The following is a 17,239-nucleotide window of genomic DNA, read 5'->3' as shown; positions in this document are numbered from 1 at the left end:
CCACATGAAGGCGGCGGAAAGGCGGGTCTGGTTCGCCGCGCCGCTGGTGCTGTTGGCGCTTGCCATTCTTCTCGGGCTCGGCACCTGGCAGGTGAAGCGTCTCTACTGGAAAGAAGCGCTGATTGCCGATATCGAGGAGCGGCGGAGCGCGAGCCCGGTGCCCCTCTCCGATATAGAGGCGATCGCGAAAAGCGGCGGCGATATCGAATACCGCACGGTCAGCCTTTCCGGCACCTTCGATCATGCCCGCGAGCGGCATTTCTTCGCCACCCATCAGGGGCAAACCGGTTATTATATCTATACGCCGCTGACACTTGCCGATGGCCGCATTCTCTTCGTCAATCGCGGCTTCGTGCCTTTCGAGATGAAGGAACCGGCCAAACGGCCTAACGGGCAGGTTGCCGGGGAGGTGACGATCACCGGGCTTTCGCGCGCGCCGCTGGTTGCAAAACCGTCCTCGCTGCTGCCCGATAACGATATCGCCAAGAACATCTTCTACTGGAAGGATCTGGCGGCCATGGCCTCCAGCGCCGATATCCCGCCCGACCGGCTGGTCCACCTCTTCGTGGATGCTGACACCGCGCCTAACCCGGGCGGTTGGCCGCAGGGTGGCGTGACGCTGATAGATTTGCCCAACAATCACCTGCAATATGCGATAACGTGGTATGGGTTGGCGGCGGCCCTTGTCATCGTCGCCGGTTTTGCCTATTTCCGGAACGGTAAGGCGCAGGGTGAATAAAGCGCAGCCCGTCCGGTAAGGCAGCTTGTCGGGCAAGGCCATGAAGCACGGCCCAAGGAGCAGGCCAAGGAGCTGGAATGAACATCGCCGTTTCCAAACCCCCTTTGACGATAAGGCTGTGCGGACCGCGCGGCTTTTGCGCGGGCGTGGACCGGGCGATCCAGATCGTCGTGCTGGCGCTGAAGGCCTATGGCGCACCCGTCTATGTCCGCCACGAAATCGTGCACAACCGTTATGTGGTGGAAGGGCTGGAAGCCAAGGGCGCGGTTTTCGTCGAGGAACTGCATGAAATTCCGGCCGAGCACCGCGAGCAGCCGGTGGTTTTCTCGGCCCACGGCGTGCCGAAATCCGTGCCGGAGGATGCGCAGGCGCGTAATCTGTTCTATCTCGATGCCACTTGCCCGCTGGTCTCCAAGGTCCACAAGCAGGCCATGCGCCACCAGCGCCTTGGCCGCCATGTGGTGCTGATCGGCCATGCCGGCCACCCCGAGGTCATCGGTACCATGGGCCAGCTTCCGGAAGGAACGGTCTCGCTCATCGAAACGGTGGAAGACGCCGGCCGTTACGAACCGGCGGACCGCGAAAATCTCGGCTTCGTCACCCAGACGACACTTTCGGTCGATGACACGGCCGGCGTCATCGCCAGGCTGCAGGAACGTTTCCCGGCCATTCAGGCGCCCGCCGCCGACAGCATCTGTTACGCAACCACCAACCGTCAGGATGCGGTGAAGCAGGCGGCCCCCGGTTGCGACCTCTTCATCGTCGTTGGCGCCCCCAATTCCTCCAATTCCAAGCGGCTTGTGGAAGTGGCGCTGCGGGCCGGTGCACAGCGCTCCGTGCTGGTGCAGCGGGCCTCGGAAATCGACTGGAATGAAATCGGCGATATTCGCACCGTCGGCCTTTCGGCCGGCGCATCCGCGCCGGAGGTCATCGTCGATGAGATCATCGAGGCCTTCAAGGCGCGTTTCGATACGACGCTCGATCTCGCCGTGACGGTCGAGGAAACGGAACATTTCCTCGTCAATCGCGAGCTACGCAGCATCGAGCTGACGACGGACGACATGGCTTTCGTGAACGGCAATGCCAATGATGCGCTGCCGCCGAAAACCGCCGCCGGCATCTGAAGCGGGATGGCGCTGAATGCGGGCGGTTTCCGTCCCACCTGCGTCATCTCCACCCGAGATTTCCACTCCATCCTTCATCAAGAGATTTGAAATTGGCAGTTTATACGGACATCACCGAAGATGATCTGAGGAATTTCCTCACGCAATATGACGTCGGCAGCCTCACCTCCTACAAGGGCATTGCCGAAGGCGTCGAAAACTCCAATTTCCTGCTGCATACCACCAAGGACCCGCTGATTCTCACGCTTTATGAAAAGCGCGTGGAGAAATCCGATCTGCCCTTCTTCCTCGGCCTCATGCAGCATCTGGCCGCCAAGGGCCTGTCCTGCCCCCTGCCGCTGCCGCGCAAGGATGGCGAGTTGCTGGGAGAGCTATCGGGCCGGCCGGCGGCGCTCATCTCCTTTCTCGAGGGCATGTGGCTGAGAAAGCCGGAAGCGAAACATTGCCGCGAAGTTGGCAAGGCGCTGGCCGCCATGCATCTGGCCGGCGAGGGGTTCGAGATCAAGCGGCCGAACGCGCTTTCCGTCGAAGGCTGGAAGGTACTTTGGGACAAGTCCGAAGCGCGAGCCGACGAGGTGGAGAAGGGCCTGAAAGACGAGATTCGCCCGGAAATCGATTATCTCGCCGCCCATTGGCCGAAAGATCTGCCGGCCGGCGTCATCCATGCGGATCTGTTCCAGGACAATGTGTTCTTCCTTGGCGATGAACTGTCCGGCCTGATCGATTTTTATTTCGCCTGCAACGACCTGCTGGCTTATGACGTGTCGATCTGCCTCAATGCCTGGTGCTTCGAAAAGGATGGCGCTTACAACGTCACCAAGGGCAAGGCGCTGCTGGAAGGTTACCAGTCGGTGCGCCCGCTGAGCGCAGCGGAGTTGGAGGCCCTGCCGCTTCTGGCGCGCGGTTCGGCGCTGCGTTTCTTCCTCACCCGCCTTTATGACTGGCTGACGACGCCGGAAGGCGCGCTGGTGGTCAAGAAGGACCCGCTGGAATATCTGCGCAAGCTGCGGTTCCACCGTTCCATCGCCACTGTTGCCGAATATGGGCTGGCGGGCGAATGAAACATGTCGATATTTTCACCGATGGCGCCTGCTCCGGCAATCCCGGTCCCGGCGGCTGGGGCGCCGTGCTGCGTTACGGTGAGGTGGAGAAGGAACTCTTGGGCGGCGAGGCCGAGACCACCAATAACCGCATGGAGTTGATGGCGGCGATCTCGGCGCTCAATGCGCTGAAAAGCCCCTGCGAGGTCGATCTTTATACTGACAGTGCCTATGTGAAGGATGGCATCACCAAGTGGATTTTCGGCTGGAAAAAGAAGGGCTGGAAAACCGCCGATAACAAGCCGGTCAAGAATGTTGAACTATGGCAGGCGCTGGAAGCGGCGCAACAACGCCATAAGGTTACCCTGCACTGGGTCAAGGGCCATGCCGGCCACCCGGAAAACGAACGCGCCGACGAATTGGCGCGAAAGGGCATGGAGCCCTTCAAACGGCGGTAATGGAAGCCTGCTCTATTTCAGGCCGGGCAAATCCGAGCCGGCGGCCCCATTATCGGGGGTTGTGAAAACCGAAACCCGACCTATCTTGTCGTCAAGGGCGCTCCGGTAGCGCTCAACGGAGGAGAGAAATCCGGATGATCCTGCATTGTGTATTTCTACGCTTCAAGGCTGCAACGGCCGCTTCTGAAAAACACGCAATATTCGAGGCGATTGCCGCCCTGAAGGATGTGATACCCGGCATCATCGATGTGAAATACGGCCAGAATGTCTCACCCGAGGGGCTGAATGGCGGTTTTGTCGACGGTTTCATCGTGACGCTGGAAAGCCCCGAGGCCCGCGACGACTATCTCGCCCATCCCAAGCACATGGAAGTGGGGGAACGTCTCGTGTCGCTCACCGATGGCGGTCTGGCCGGGCTTCTGGTGTTCGATATGAATGTTTGAGTGGAGGGCGGCGGGGCCGCCCTTTATTCTGCAATGTGAATGCCTATAGCAGAATCGTATCACGAAAGGCGCCGTCACCCCGGACTTGATCCGGGGTCCAGTGCGATCAAGTCTTTGATCGCGAAAGACTCTTCCTACGGCGCAGACGCGCCGTGGCTGGATGCCGGATCAAGTCCGGCATGACGGGAAGCAGGAGCCTTTACATGCAACGAGGGACCAGGCTCGCCCTCAAAGCTGCTCGATCATCGCCGCAGCGGCCGAAACCGTCGCCTGGCCGGGGTTCTCTTCCACGTTGAGCGACTTCACCACGCCGTCTTCCACCAGCATCGAATAACGCTTGGAGCGAACGCCGAGGCCGCCGGCGGAAAGATCGGCGTCGAGGCCGAGCGCCTTGGTGAAAGCCGCGTCCCAGTCGGCGAGGAAGTGGATTTTGCCCTGACCGCCGGAGGATTGCGCCCATGCGCCCATCACGTGCCAGTCATTGACGGCGACGACGGCGATGTCATCCACGCCCTTGGAAAGAATGGTGTCGCGGTTTTCGAGATAACCCGGCAGATGGTTCAGTGAGCAGGTGGGGGTGAAAGCGCCGGGGACGGCGAAGAGAACCACCTTCTTGCCGCCGAAAAGCGCGTCCGTGGTGGTTTCCACCGGGCCGTCAGCCGTCTTTTCTTTGAAAGTTGCGGAAGGCAGTTTTTCGCCGATCTTGATGGTCATGTCCGTGCTCCTATAGCCGTTCGGTTCGCGCGACTATAGAGTTTGGCAGGGAAAAGTGGAACCCGGTTTTCCCGGGCAGAAACGAAAACAAGGCGTCCGGATCCCGTCAGATTGAGAATGAAGCTGACAGGATCCTGAGCACGGCAAGGAAATCTGCCATGCGGTTTTCGAGCTAGTTTCCAGCGCTGAAACGGTGCTCAGGGTTTCGGGAAATTCAACATCGTTTCCATGGCCCGATCGCCGGATTTGACCAGGATGGGCCAGCTATTGCCCTGCACCTGATAGGTTTTCGGCAGGCCCTTGATGTTCATGTAGAAGGAGAGCTTGCGCTTGTCGCGCACCAGGTTCTGCGGCTCGTAATAGGCAAAGCCCGATGGACCGGCGATGAAGATTTCGGTCTCCTTCGGCGCGTTTTCCGGAAGCTGCAATTGCACGCCGAGCATGGTCTTGTCGGGCGTGATGTGGAAATCGATCACCTTGAAATCGTCGGAGGCCGCCTCGGGCAGCGTTTCGCGCGCCTCCTCCAGCAATCGCCGCTCCTCGTGGTCGTCATCACCGGCATTGCCGCGCTCGATTGAAAACTTCGCCTCGAAGGGAATGCAGATATTCTGACACACGCCGATGAAGGCGGTGAGATCGATTTTCCCGCCTGCCGCCGGGTCCGTGGCTTTCAGCTGAAACGGAAGGCTGACGGCGTGGTCGTAGCCGATATCGGTGATGTCGCCGTTTTCGATCAGCTTCGGAACCGGATAGGCCATGGTGGTGAGCGTTACGCCGCTTGCCGGATCGGGCGTGATCTGCGGCGGTATGCCGGCTTCGCCCGGTTCGCGCCAATAGGTTATCCAGCCGTCCTTCGGCTCGATCTGCAGCACGCCGCGCAGCACGCCGTCCGCATCCATGGCAAGGCTTGCCACCCGCATCTGGCCGCCCTCGCTTCTCGCCCAGTCGGTAATTTCGGCCCGGGCAGCTTGCGCGCCGCCGAGGAGGACGGCAACTGCGGCCGCAAGGCGAAGATGTGAAAATCGAAAGAATATCCTGACGCTCATGCTTCCCGTCTAACCCAACATGGCCCGGCGGACCAGTTACGAATTCGTGGGGTTCATCATTTTCGGTTGATTGATCGGGCGCTATGCCGCATCCTGTCCTTTGTCGAAGTGCGAACGCCGTTTTCGTTAAATGACGGAATGCGGTCTGCTGGAGGCGCCGGTGAGCTTTTCAACCCTGATGGACAAACGCGAACGTGGCTTTCTCGATGGTCAGTTCCTCATCGCGATGCCGGGGCTGGACGACGGCAATTTTGCCCGTTCGGTGATCTATATCTGCGCCCATTCGGATGCCGGCGCCATGGGGTTCATCATCAACCGGCCGCAGCAGATCACCTTTACGGATATTCTGCTGCACCTGAAACTGGTGGACAGCAACGACGCCATCATGCTGCCCAACCGCACCCGCGAATTCCCGATCCAGTGCGGCGGCCCGGTGGAATCCGGCCGGGGTTTCGTGCTGCATTCGGATGATTATTTAAGCGAATCCAGCATTCCGGTCAGCGATGACATTTCGTTGACGGCAACGCTCGATATCGTCCGCGCCATTTCCAACGGCCGCGGTCCGCAAAGGGCGACCATGATGCTCGGTTATGCCGGCTGGGGTCCGGGCCAGCTGGAAAACGAGATCGCCAATAATGGCTGGCTGAATTGCCCCGCTGCGGAAGAGCTGATCTTCGACCGTGGGCTGGACAATAAATACGAGCGGGCGCTGGCGCTCATGGGCGTCGATGCGCGCATGCTTTCCACGGATGCCGGGCACGCCTGAGCCCCTGAATGTTCCGCCGGTTTTGGCTGGAACCAAATCCCGACCCTTGACGTTACTCACCCGGAAAGCCGGACAGAAAGTACGGCTCAACAAGGGAGTAGTATTATGGGTAGCACATCTGACAAGATCGCCGGTAAAGCCAATGAAGTTGCTGGCAAGGTGAAGAAGAACGTCGGCGAAGCGACGGGCAATAATGAATTGCGCGCCAAGGGTGCTGCCCAGGAAGCCAAGGGCAAGGTACAGACCAGCGTTGGCAAGGCGAAAGACGCCGTCAAGGGCGCCGTCGACCGCATGTAATGCCGTCTGACTGCCTCGCGCCTCTTTCGATGCGGCGCTTCGGAGCGCATGTGTTGACCGCACATGCGCTCTTGTCGTCTGGGATGTTCCGAAGGCGGTCGCCTGTTACGCCTTTCATATGCGCTCCGGGCTTACCCCCCTCTGTCCTGCCGGACATCTCCCCCTCAAGGGGGGAGATCGACCTGAGGCGAGGTCTCGCCCATCTCAATACTTGAGAATGGAGTGGTGGAAGAGCGTCTTGCCGATCTCCCCCCTTGAGGGGGAGATGTCCGGCAGGACAGAGGGGGTAAGCCCGGAGCGCAGGAGCGTCAATGATTTTCAGCTGTCGTCTACGGTGCATGTTGGCATCGTATGTTTCCTCCACCCACCCGATCCATCGCAAGGGTTTCATCGATGAAGCTTTTTTCCTGCGCATCCTGCGGCCAGCCGGTCCATTTCGACAATCGTTTCTGCGTTTCCTGCGGTCATCGTCTGGCCTTCGTGCCGGAGCGGCTTTCAATGGAGGCACTTTCGCCCGCGGGTGAGCCGAACTGGCAGATTGTCGCGGACCCGCAAAAACAGGTGCGGTTTTGTGCCAATGAAGTGAACGACATCTGCAATTGGTCAGTGCCGGCGCAAAGCGACAGCGCCTTCTGCCCGGCCTGCAGCCACAATCGCCTGGTGCCTGATATCGCAACCGAACAGGGCATCGCACAATGGCGTCGCATCAGCCAGGCGCAGCGGCATCTGTTCTATTCGATCCTGCGGCTCGGCCTACCGCATCCCAATCGCGATGCCGATCCGGCCGGTGGGCTCGTTTTCGATTTTCTGGTGGACGAGGTGGCGCCCGACGGTTCCGTCATTCCCGCCATGACCGGTCACGATGAGGGCCTGATCGCCATTCGCGCCGCAGAGGCTGATGATGCAACGCGCGAGCAGGTGCGCGCCAATATGAACGAGCCCTACCGCACCATGCTTGGCCATTTCCGCCATGAGGTAGGGCACTTTATCTGGAATAAGCTGGTGCGGGACGCAAACCGGCTGGAAGCCTGCCGCGCCGTCTTCGGCGATGAGCGCGAGGATTACGGCGCTGCCCTGCAACGCAATTACGATGGCGGACCACGCCCCGACTGGCAGGAAAGCTTCATCAGCTCCTATGCCTCGGTCCACCCGTGGGAGGATTTCGCCGAATGTTTCGCTCACTACCTGCATATCGTCGATACGCTGGAGACGGCGCGCGCCTTCGGCGTCGCAATCGATCCTGATGGGCATGAGGAAATGGCGGCCGAGGTGACGTTTGATCCTTACAAAGCCCGCAGCGCCGCGCAGCTGGTCAAGGCGTGGATTCCGCTCAGTGTCGCCATCAATTCCATCCAGCGCAGCATGGGGGAGGCTGACCTCTATCCCTTCGTGCTGACACCGCCGGTGGTGGTGAAGATGGAATTCATTCATGACCTGCTGCATGGGAGGGTGACGGCGGATGAGTCGCCGATGGCCGTGCAGAATGCGGTAGTGCAGTAAATGTGCGGCAGGCGGAGTGTCCTGATCAGGAGAAGCGCGGTTTTCTTCTCCCGTCATACCGGCCTTGAGCCGGTATCCCGCCAGCCCAAGTCCTTGGGCTGAAAGGAGTCTTTCCGCCGGGCAGACGCCCGTTGGCTGGATTCCGGCTCAAGGCCGGAATGACGGAGGTAGCCTACCTCGCGTTCCAATACTCCGCTTACGAAGCCCGCTTCGTCGGCTGGAACCGTTCTCGCAGAAGCTTCAGCGCCGCATCGCCCGAAACCGGAGTGCCGAACAGGAAGCTCTGGCCGAAATGGCAGTTCATGCGCGCCAGTTCCGCTGCATCCTCGGGTGTTTCGATGCCTTCCGCCACGACCTGCATGTCGAGCGCCCGCGCCATGGCGATGACGGAGCGCAGGAGCACGTTGCGCTTGTCGCTGGTGTTGGCCACCAGCGCCTTGTCGAGCTTGATCGTGTCGAAGGGGAAACGGGTCAGATAGGCGAGTGACGAATAGCCGGTGCCGAAATCGTCCATGGCGAGGCTGAGGCCCGTTTCCTTGAGCTTTGAAAGCACCAGCCGCGCCTGCTCCGGGTTTTCCATGACGACGGATTCCGTCAGTTCCAGCTTCAGCTGCTGCGGATTGCAACGGGTGCGGGTCAGCATGCCGCGTACGTCGTTATACAATTCGTTGTTCAGCAGCTGCGCGCTGGAAATATTGACGGAAATGAAGATCGGCATCTTCTCGATGGCGTGCTGCCAGTCCATCAGATCGGTCGCCGCCCGTTCCAGCGCGAACATGCCGAGCGGCTCGATCAGGCCGGAGGCCTCCGCAATCGGAATGAACTCGCTCGGCGGAATATTGCCGCGCTTGGGGTGTTCCCAGCGCATCAGCGCTTCGAAACCGGCCAGCTCCCCATCGTCGAGCTTCACGATCGGCTGGTAGGCTAGCGACAGCTCCTTGCGCTCGATGGCGCGGCGAAGGTCGCTTTCCATCTGCAGCCGGTCGGTGCCCGACGTGCGGAAGGCAGGGCGGAAGGGCTCGACGCGGTTGCCGCCAGCGCGCTTGGCGCGATACATGGCGAGTTCCGCATCGCTCAAGAGTCCGGCCGCACTTTCCTGCTGGTCGATCCACGAAACGAGGCCGATGGAGGCGGTGAGGATGATTTCGCGATTGGCGAAATTGATCGGCACCATGATCGCCTTGTTCACCGCATCGGCGAAATCGGCCACACGCTGCGGATCGCGCTCCGAGGTCAGGATCAGGCCGAACTCATCGCCGCCAAGACGCGCCAGCGTATCCTGCGGTTTCAAAAGACGGCGCAGACGACGGGTCAGCGCAATGAGGATATTGTCACCGGCGGCAATGCCGAGCGTATCGTTGACCAGCTTGTAGCGGTCGATATCGATGGCCATCACGGTCGGGCGCACGCCGTCGCTGTCGGAAGACAGGTTGAGGATCGATTGCAGGCGGTCGAGGAAGACCTGCCGGTTCGGAAGCCCGGTCAGATTGTCGTTCATCGCATCCTGAAGCAGCCGCTCGACGGAGTTCTTCTGCTCGGTGATGTCGGTGATGGTGCCGACGCAGCGGATGATTTCGCCGTTGGAGCCGAGAACCGGGCGGGCGCGGATTTGCAGCCAGTGGAAATGACCGTCTTCGGCGCGAATGCGGAATTCGTGGTTGAGGCGGCCTTTGCGATGGTCAAGCAGCACGTCGAGCGTCGCCTTGAACCGGTCGCGGTCATCAGGGTGCAGGCGCGGCAACCAGTTGCGTGCCGCACCGTGCATGGCGCCGGGTTCCAGCCCCAGCCGGTTGGAAATATCGGGCGTGGTGACGATGCGGTCGCGTGTCACATCCCAGTCCCAGACCGTATCGCCGCTGCCCGTTAAGGCCAGCGACTGGCGTTCGAGATCGGAGAAGAGACCCTGCTGATAGGCGCTGCCGGCAAAGGCGTGCTGAATGACGGTAAAGCCGATCAGCAGCACGATCAGCACCAGCCCGCCGCCGAGCGCCGGCTGCACGATGTCGTTGTCCAGTTGCCCGGTCACCGTCAGCCAGCTGCCGAACAGCCAGACGAGGATCAGCGCCCAGGAAGGAACCAGCAGAATGGCCCGGTCATATTTGTTGAAACCGAGATAGACGATAAGCGCGATGCCGGCCGTTGCGGTGAGCGCGAAGGACACGCGCGCAATGCCGGAGGCGACCGAGGGATCGTAGATGGCGACGCCGAACAGCAGCGCCAGACCCACCACCCAGGCAAAGGTCGCATAACCCAGATGCGCATGCCATCGATTGAGATTGAGATAGGTGAACAGGAAGACCACGAAGCTGGAGGCGAGCGCCACTTCCGCGCCCGCCCTCCATATTCGCTGATCGCTTGAGGTGACGGTGATGAGCTTCTCGAGGAAGCCGAAATCGACGCAGATATAGGCGAGCACCGCCCATGCGAGCGCGGCCGAGGCCGGCAGAACGGAGGTTCCCTTGACCACGAAAAGGATGGTCAGAAGCACGGCGAGCAGGCCGGCAATGCCGAGCACGATGCCGCGATAGAGCGTAAACGCGTTGATCGTGTCCTTGTAGGCCTCCGGCTCCCACAGATAAAGCTGCGGTAGCTGCGGCGTGGAAAGCTCGGCGACGAAGGTGATGACGGAGCCGGGATTGAGGGTGATGCGGAACACGTCGGCATCCGGGCTCGGCTGCCGGTCGAGCGCAAAGCCCTCACTCGGCGTGATCGCCATGATGCGCTGCGAGCCGAGATCGGGCCAGAACAGCTTGGAATTCACGAGGCGGAAATGCGGCGCGACGATCACGCGCTCCAGCTGCTCTTCGGAGACGTTGGCGAGTGCGAAAACCGCCCAGTCGCCCTGATGGTCGGTGGAACTGGCGCGCACCTCGATACGGCGGCGAATGCCGTCGGGGCCGGGCGCGGTCGAGACCTGAAAGGCTTCGCCCTGGTTGGCATAGATATCGGTGGTGGCCGTCAGGTCGAGCGCCGTGTCGTCACGGGAAATCTTCACCGGCTCGAAGGCATAGGAATAGGAAGAGAAAAGCAGGAAAAGCAGGAAAAACGGCGCAGCCAGCGCGATTGCCGCCAGACGTTTCGCAAGGCAAGGCGCAGTGTGATTGTAGGTCATGTATCGTACTTCGTTCCGCCGGAGCTTTGCTTGTCGGCAAGAAGGGAAAACATCATATGATCCCGCCATTGGCCATTGATTTTCAGATATTCCCGCAGGAGGCCTTCCCGCTGGAACCCGGCATTTTCGAGAAGCCGGATGCTTTTGAAGTTTTCCGGAATACAGGCTGCCTCGATACGGTGCAACTGAAGTCCGTTAAAGATGTATGGTATTACCAATTTTAATGCGGCAGACATATGGCCTTGCGCGGCGTGCCGCTCGCCGATCCAGTATCCGATCATGCAGCTTTGCGCCGCACCCCGGCGGATGTACCCGATGGTGATGCCGCCGACCAGCAGCGTCTCTTTCTCGAACAGCAGGAAGGAAACGGCGGTGCCGGAGGAAAATTCCTGGCCATTGCGTACCACGCGCATGCGGAAGGCGCCTTCCGTCAGTTCGTCCGGCCGCCAGGTCGGCTCCCAGGGCTGGAGAAACTGCCGGCTTTCGGAGCGCAGCACATGCCATTGCTTGAAATCGCCGTAGCGCGGCAGTCTGAGAAGGTGATTGGCGCTGCGCAGTTCGGGCGTGTCGCTATGTCGGGAAAGAAAACGCAGCATTCACGATCCCTGTGCGGCAGACATCGCCATCCGCGAGCGGGATGGCGAAAAAGATGAGCGGTCTTTGCCTTTAAATCCCGCTCTCATATCGGTTTATCCGTTCGCCTTTTTCCTTGCGGGCTGCTGCGCGGAAAGCGCGGCAGTGATGTCGGAAAGAGGCGGCAGATGTTCGAGCGGGCCAATTGCGGACAATGTCGGAACTGTATCGAAAAACAGCCGTCCCGCAAGATCGGTCAGGCGCGCGCGGGTGATGTCGCCAAGCCGCTCCATCATCTCCTCATTGGGGATGGGCCGGCCATAAAGCATCATCTGCCGGGCCATCTGGCCGGCGCGGGCGGCCGGGCTTTCCTGGCCCATCAGCAATTGCGCGCGAATCTGCGCCCGGGCGCGGTCGATTTCTTCCTGGTGGATGGTCTGCGAGGACTTGCGAAGTTCCTCCAGAATGACCGGCACCAGTTCCGGCAGGTCGTTGCCGCCGGTGGCCGCATGCACGCCGAAGATGCCGGTATCGGAAAAGCCCCAGTGGAATGCATAGACCGAATAGCAGAGGCCGCGATATTCGCGCACTTCCTGGAACAGGCGGGAGGACATGCCGCCGCCCAGTATATTGGCGAGAATCTGCGAACAATAGAAATCGCGGGCGTGATAAGCCTTGCCCTCGAAGCCGAGGAGCACCTGCGCATCCATCAGGTCGCGGGTCTCGCGGATTTCGCCACCGGTATAGATAGCCTTTTCGAGCACCGGCGTGGCGATGGGCAGCTGCGGCAGCGAGGCGAAACGTTCTTCCACCTGCTTCACGAAGCTTTCGTGATCGACTGCGCCGGCCGCCACGACGAAAATGCGGTCCGTCGTGTAGTTGCGGGCGAGATAATGCCTGATCTGGCCGGTGGTGAAGGATTGAACGGTGTCCGGCGTGCCGAGGATCGGGCGGCCGATGGTCTGGTCGCGATAGGCGACACCGGAGAAATTGTCGAAGATCACGTCGTCGGGCGTATCGGTCGCCGCGCCGATTTCCTGCAGGATGACGTTTTTCTCCCGCTCCAGCTCATCTTCGTCGAACAGCGATTCCGTCAGGATGTCGGCAAGGATATCGACGGCGAGGGGAACGTGGTCTTTCAGGACGCGGGCGTAGTAGGAGGTCGTTTCGGTCGATGTCGCGGCGTTGACTTCGCCGCCGACATTTTCGATTTCTTCGGCGATCTGCCGGGCAGTGCGGCGCGCCGTGCCCTTGAAAGCCATATGTTCGAGAAGATGGGCGATGCCGTGTTCGGCAGTCGTCTCGTTGCGGGAACCGGATTTGATCCACACCCCAAGAGCGACGCTTTCGAGATGCGGCATTTTTTCCGTCACAACGGTCAACCCGGACGAAAGCCGGGTCACATTTACTCTCATACTCAACGTCTTTCCGCGTCTCTATTTGCCGGCGCGTGCGTGTTTGCCGATGAAGGTTTCCACGGCTTTGAGCTCCGCATCCAGAATGTCGAAACGCTCCTCCCGGTTCATAATGTCAGCTAACCATACTGGAAGCGCAGGCTCGATTGCGCAAGCGGATTTTACAGCGGCCGGGAATTTAGCCGGGTGAGCGGTCGACAGAACCACCATCGGGCTTGACGCCTTTTCATGCTTTTCCGCCACGAAAACGCCGGTCGCCGTATGTGGGTCGATCAGGTAGCCGGTTTTCTCAAGCGTGTCGCGGATCGTTGCCGCCACCTGCTTTTCGGTGGCGCGGCCGGCGCGGAAATCGCGTTTGATGAATTTCAGCGCGTGCGGCGGAATTTCAAAGGATCCGGATTGCTTGAGGCCGTCCATCGATGCCTTTACCGCAGCGGAATCACGGCCATAGGCTTCGAACAGCAGCCGCTCGAAGTTGGATGAAATCTGGATGTCCATGGAGGGCGAGGTGGTGGGCTTGACGCCGCGCATCTCGTAACGGCCGGTCTTCAGCGTGCGCGCCAGAATGTCGTTGTCATTGGTGGCGATGACGAGCTTGTCGATCGGCAGGCCCATCTTCTTGGCGACGTAACCGGCGAAGATATCGCCGAAATTGCCGGTTGGGACGGTGAAGGAAATCTTCCGGTCGGGGCCGCCGAGCGAAAGCGACGCGGTGAAATAATAGACCACCTGCGCCATGATGCGCGCCCAGTTGATGGAGTTGACGCCGGAAAGCTTCACGCCATCGCGGAACTTCACGTCGTTGAACATCTCCTTCACCAGCGTCTGGCAATCGTCGAAATTACCGTTGATTGCCAGCGCATGCACGTTGGAAGCGGTCGAGGTCGTCATCTGGCGCTGCTGCACCGGAGAGACCTTGCCGTTCGGGAAAAGGATGAAGATATCGGTGCGCTCGCGGCCTGCGAAGGCGTCGATGGCCGCGCCGCCTGTATCGCCCGAGGTTGCGCCGACAATGGTGGCGCGCTCGCCGCGTTCGGAAAGCGTATAGTCCATCAGGCGGGCGAGAAGCTGCATCGCCACATCCTTGAAGGCGAGCGTGGTGCCGTGGAAAAGCTCGAGAACGAAGGTGTTCGGGCCGGTCTGCGTCAGCGGCACGACGGCAGGATGGCGGAAGGTCGCATAGGCGTCGTCAATCATCGCCTTGAACTTGTCTGCCGGAATCTCGCCGCCGGTGAAACGGTAGAGAACCTCGAAGGCGACGTCCTGATAGGACTTGCCGCGCAGGTTGCGGATTTCCTTCTTCGACATGGAAGGCCATTTGCGCGGAACGTAAAGCCCGCCGTCACGGCCAAGGCCCGCCAGAAGCGCGTCGCAAAAACCAAGCGAAGGGGCCGCACCCCTGGTCGATACATATTCCACGAGATAGTCCCTTATCCGTTGCCGATGCGATCGGCGTCTTTGTCCGCAGCGTCTCACCGGAATGAGGCGATTGGCGAGCTAATGAAGGGCTTTTCTGAAAATTCAAGCAAAACCGAACATGCCAATCGATTTTTTCCGGCGTCGCTGCTATAGACCATCGCCAACCTGGGTGAAAGGTCAATAAACAGCGTCTCCGGTTCTGTTCCGGGACAAGGGAGAGGATTTAGAAGAGTGTCAGGGAATTTCTTGCGTTTGTCCGCCGCGATGTCGCTTCTCGTCGTTGTTGCAGGATGCAATTCCTCCAACCCGTCGGACTCGCTTGCCGTCAACCCGCCGGCGGCGCAGGCCGCACCGACGGCTGCCGTGGTTCAGGCCAATTGCCCGGCCGTGACGGTTCTCGATGCCAACGCCGTTCATCGCGTCTATGCCGGTGGCGCCAAGGACGATCCGCAGAAACTCGCCTATCAGGTCTCGCTGTCCGATACGACGCGTTCGTGCACCGCCAATGAATCGACGCTTACCGTGAACGTGCTGGCCCAGGGCCGCCTCGTTCCCGGCCCGATGGCCAAGCCCGGCCGCGTGACCGTGCCGATCCGCGTGACGGTGAAGGACGGCGACGGCGAGATCTACGGCGAAACCACCGCCTTCGCCATCGATGTTCCGGCAGGCGGGGCGGGCACGCAGTTCATCTTCAACAATGACCACGTCGCCATCCCCAACGGACCGGGCGGCGCACCGAAGTCTGTCAGCGTCTTCATCGGCTTCGCCGAGCAGGGCGCAAAGGCCAAGACCAAGCGCCGGTGATTTGACGGGCTAGATGTTAAAAAACCGGAGGCTGCTTTTGCGGGCTCCGGTCAGATCGCGGACAAAACATTCCTCACACGCGACGTCATCCTCGGGCTTGTCCGAGGATCCTAACACGTATCGTAAAATCAAACCGTTGCAGATGCTCGGGACAGGCCCGAGCATGACGAAGTGGCGTTTGTGACAAAGCCACAGATTAAAAAGCGCCTTCCCACTCCGCCATTGCCGCAATCACGGCCGGCAGGTCCTGCATGCGCGAAATCACGGTTTCCGCGCCCGCATCCGTCAGCCGGTCGGCGTGGCTTGGATAGGTGTGGGATGCGCCGGTGAAGCCGATGACGCGCATGCCGGCGGCTCTTGCGCCATGTATACCGTGCACGGAATCCTCGACCACGACCACGCGGTCGGGGGAAACGCCGAATTGCGCCGCGCCATGCAGGAAGATGTCGGGCTTCGGCTTCACGCGGTCGGCTCCAAGGTCCTTGGCGGAATAGATATGCGGCGCGAAATAGGGCTTCAGGCCCACCTTCGTCAGCATCATGTCGAGGCGGTGGCTCGATGAGTTCGAGCAGATGCAGCGCGGCGTGGTCAGGCGCGACAGGGCGAATTTCACGCCCTCGATGATCTTCACGTCGCGTTCCAGCCGCATGTCCAGCAGCTTTTCCGACTTGTCGAGCAGCGAGGCGGAGAGCGGAATGCTGGCTTCGCTTTCCACCTGCAGAAGAATGTTCTTCCAGGTCATGCCGGCGAAACGTTCGCCCATTTCCTCGACGGAGATCGGATATCCGGCTTCGGTCAAGAGGCGGGATTCCACCTGCGCCGCGATGATTTCGGAATCGACCAGAACGCCGTCACAGTCGAAAATAATGAGGTCGAAGCCGCTCATGGGCGCTCCCTGTATCGGATTTGGCTGGAAGAAAATGATGCCGGGCTTTTAGACCATGTCCGCGCCAAGCTCAACCGGCTCACCCGCAAAGGTCGGTCCCATCAGGCTCATAGCTCGGTCGGCCTGTGTAAGCGACTGTGCCGCCTCGAATATTTGGTTTGGCGTTCCTCTTTCGCGCAAAAACCGCTACACACGGTCGCGCCATATGCGTTATGGGATGTTATGCCCAAGACAGTGAAAAACACGCCCGAAGACACCATCGCCGCGCGCATCAGCCGCACGCTCGCCGACCGCATCGTTCGCGGCGAGTTGTCGCCGGGCGAAAGGTTGCGGCAGGACCACATCGCCGCCGAATTCGGCGCGTCGCATGTGCCGGTGCGCGAGGCATTCCGCCGGCTGGAAGCGCAGGGGCTTGCCGCCAGCATTCCGCGCCGGGGTGTCCGGGTGGCGGATTTCGGCCTTGACGATGTGCGCGAGGTGGCGGAAATGCGCGCCGCCCTTGAGGTTCTGGCGCTGCGCCACGCCATTCCCAACATGACGCCCGCCATTCTCGACCAGGCGGAGGCGGCAACGCTCGAGGGCGACAGCGCCGTCGATGTGCAGCATTGGGAGGAGGCCAACCGCCGCTTCCATCGTCTCATCACCGCGCCCTGCAACATGCCGCGCCTGATGGAGGCGATCGACGGTCTTCATGCGGCGAGCGCCCGCTTCCTGTTTTCCGCCTGGCGCGCCGGCTGGGAGAGCCGCACCGATACGGATCACCGCGCGATCATCGATGCGCTGCGCGGCGGCCGCGCCGAAGAGGCGGTGCGTATTCTTGACGGGCATGTGCAATGGATTGGCCGGAAGGCCATCCGCACCTCGTCCGGCTCGGTGCGCGACGCCTTCGCCATCGTCGGATAG

At 60.8% G+C, this 17,239-nt stretch carries 17 protein-coding genes; 10 read left to right on the top strand and 7 right to left on the bottom strand.

Features of this window, described 5'->3' with window-relative positions; genetic code table 11:
* Window positions 1-4: 4 nt before the first annotated feature.
* The 5 genes from PIB16_RS16125 to PIB16_RS16105 all read left to right on the top strand — a co-directional run bounded on the left by PIB16_RS16125 (window position 5) and on the right by PIB16_RS16105 (window position 3,804).
* Window positions 5-739 carry an SURF1 family protein gene (locus PIB16_RS16125; RefSeq protein WP_065654834.1) on the top strand — a complete coding sequence of 245 codons (735 nt, stop codon included), beginning with the start codon at window positions 5-7 and terminating at the stop codon, window positions 737-739.
* A gap of 77 nt (window positions 740-816) precedes the next feature.
* A complete protein-coding gene (gene ispH / locus PIB16_RS16120) occupies window positions 817-1,863 on the top strand; it encodes a 4-hydroxy-3-methylbut-2-enyl diphosphate reductase (RefSeq protein WP_003521111.1) in 1,047 nt (348 codons plus the stop codon).
* Between the two features lie 92 nt (window positions 1,864-1,955).
* A complete protein-coding gene (locus PIB16_RS16115; protein ID WP_125144717.1) occupies window positions 1,956-2,924 on the top strand; it encodes a homoserine kinase in 969 nt (322 codons plus the stop codon).
* Window positions 2,921-3,361 (top strand): ribonuclease HI, encoded by a 441-nt coding sequence (gene rnhA / locus PIB16_RS16110; protein ID WP_065654308.1) that lies wholly within the window; start codon window positions 2,921-2,923, stop codon window positions 3,359-3,361. Before PIB16_RS16115 ends, rnhA begins: the two co-directional genes overlap by 4 nt.
* Before the next feature lie 134 nt (window positions 3,362-3,495).
* The gene (locus tag PIB16_RS16105; RefSeq protein ID WP_065654307.1) at window positions 3,496-3,804 is read left to right on the top strand and encodes a Dabb family protein; all 309 of its coding nucleotides are present in this window, start codon (window positions 3,496-3,498) and stop codon (window positions 3,802-3,804) included.
* A gap of 228 nt (window positions 3,805-4,032) precedes the next feature.
* Here the strand turns inward: PIB16_RS16105 and PIB16_RS16100 are convergent, their stop codons facing one another.
* The gene (locus tag PIB16_RS16100; protein WP_003521115.1) at window positions 4,033-4,518 is read right to left on the bottom strand and encodes a peroxiredoxin; all 486 of its coding nucleotides are present in this window, start codon (window positions 4,516-4,518) and stop codon (window positions 4,033-4,035) included.
* 197 nt (window positions 4,519-4,715) lie between these two features.
* Complete coding sequence (locus PIB16_RS16095; protein ID WP_271045910.1) at window positions 4,716-5,564, bottom strand: protein-disulfide reductase DsbD domain-containing protein; 849 nt, start codon at window positions 5,562-5,564, stop codon at window positions 4,716-4,718.
* A 160-nt stretch (window positions 5,565-5,724) separates the two neighbouring features.
* On the opposite strand from PIB16_RS16095, the gene PIB16_RS16090 reads away from it, so the two are divergent.
* The 3 genes from PIB16_RS16090 (at window position 5,725) to PIB16_RS16080 (ending at window position 8,127) form a co-directional block, all read left to right on the top strand.
* Window positions 5,725-6,330, top strand: coding sequence for a YqgE/AlgH family protein (locus tag PIB16_RS16090; protein ID WP_003521117.1), 606 nt, complete (start codon window positions 5,725-5,727; stop codon window positions 6,328-6,330).
* Between the two features lie 105 nt (window positions 6,331-6,435).
* A complete protein-coding gene (locus PIB16_RS16085; RefSeq protein WP_003521119.1) occupies window positions 6,436-6,627 on the top strand; it encodes a CsbD family protein in 192 nt (63 codons plus the stop codon).
* Window positions 6,628-7,020: 393 nt separating this feature from the next.
* Window positions 7,021-8,127, top strand: a complete 1,107-nt coding sequence (locus PIB16_RS16080) for a zinc-binding metallopeptidase family protein (RefSeq protein WP_174044025.1) — start codon at window positions 7,021-7,023, stop codon at window positions 8,125-8,127.
* Between the two features lie 196 nt (window positions 8,128-8,323).
* Here the strand turns inward: PIB16_RS16080 and PIB16_RS16075 are convergent, their stop codons facing one another.
* The 4 genes from PIB16_RS16075 to thrC form a co-directional block, all read right to left on the bottom strand.
* Window positions 8,324-11,239 (bottom strand): sensor domain-containing phosphodiesterase, encoded by a 2,916-nt coding sequence (locus PIB16_RS16075; RefSeq protein ID WP_125144714.1) that lies wholly within the window; start codon window positions 11,237-11,239, stop codon window positions 8,324-8,326.
* Entirely contained in the window at window positions 11,236-11,835 is a 600-nt protein-coding gene (locus PIB16_RS16070; RefSeq protein WP_003509108.1) for a GNAT family N-acetyltransferase, read from the bottom strand. The genes PIB16_RS16075 and PIB16_RS16070 overlap by 4 nt, the downstream gene beginning before the upstream one ends.
* A 93-nt stretch (window positions 11,836-11,928) precedes the next feature.
* Window positions 11,929-13,227, bottom strand: coding sequence for a M16 family metallopeptidase (locus tag PIB16_RS16065; RefSeq protein WP_271045922.1), 1,299 nt, complete (start codon window positions 13,225-13,227; stop codon window positions 11,929-11,931).
* A gap of 21 nt (window positions 13,228-13,248) precedes the next feature.
* Window positions 13,249-14,646 carry a threonine synthase gene (gene thrC / locus PIB16_RS16060; protein WP_078051149.1) on the bottom strand — a complete coding sequence of 466 codons (1,398 nt, stop codon included), beginning with the start codon at window positions 14,644-14,646 and terminating at the stop codon, window positions 13,249-13,251.
* 264 nt (window positions 14,647-14,910) lie between these two features.
* Between thrC and PIB16_RS16055 the strand changes: the two genes are divergently transcribed.
* Window positions 14,911-15,450, top strand: coding sequence for a PilZ domain-containing protein (locus PIB16_RS16055; RefSeq protein WP_162936788.1), 540 nt, complete (start codon window positions 14,911-14,913; stop codon window positions 15,448-15,450).
* A 196-nt stretch (window positions 15,451-15,646) separates the two neighbouring features.
* On the opposite strand, the gene PIB16_RS16050 is transcribed toward PIB16_RS16055, so the two are convergent.
* The gene (locus PIB16_RS16050) at window positions 15,647-16,336 is read right to left on the bottom strand and encodes an HAD family hydrolase (RefSeq protein WP_003520496.1); all 690 of its coding nucleotides are present in this window, start codon (window positions 16,334-16,336) and stop codon (window positions 15,647-15,649) included.
* Window positions 16,337-16,558: 222 nt separating this feature from the next.
* Here PIB16_RS16050 and PIB16_RS16045 point away from each other — a divergent pair, with 222 nt between their 5' ends.
* Window positions 16,559-17,239 carry a GntR family transcriptional regulator gene (locus PIB16_RS16045; RefSeq protein ID WP_142843951.1) on the top strand — a complete coding sequence of 227 codons (681 nt, stop codon included), beginning with the start codon at window positions 16,559-16,561 and terminating at the stop codon, window positions 17,237-17,239.

Source organism: Agrobacterium sp. ST15.13.015 (genome assembly GCF_027871645.1).
GTDB classification, from domain to species: Bacteria; Pseudomonadota; Alphaproteobacteria; order Rhizobiales; family Rhizobiaceae; genus Agrobacterium; species Agrobacterium leguminum.
Note: the sequence above shows the minus strand (reverse complement) of the source record. Positions and strands in the feature narration are given on the sequence as shown.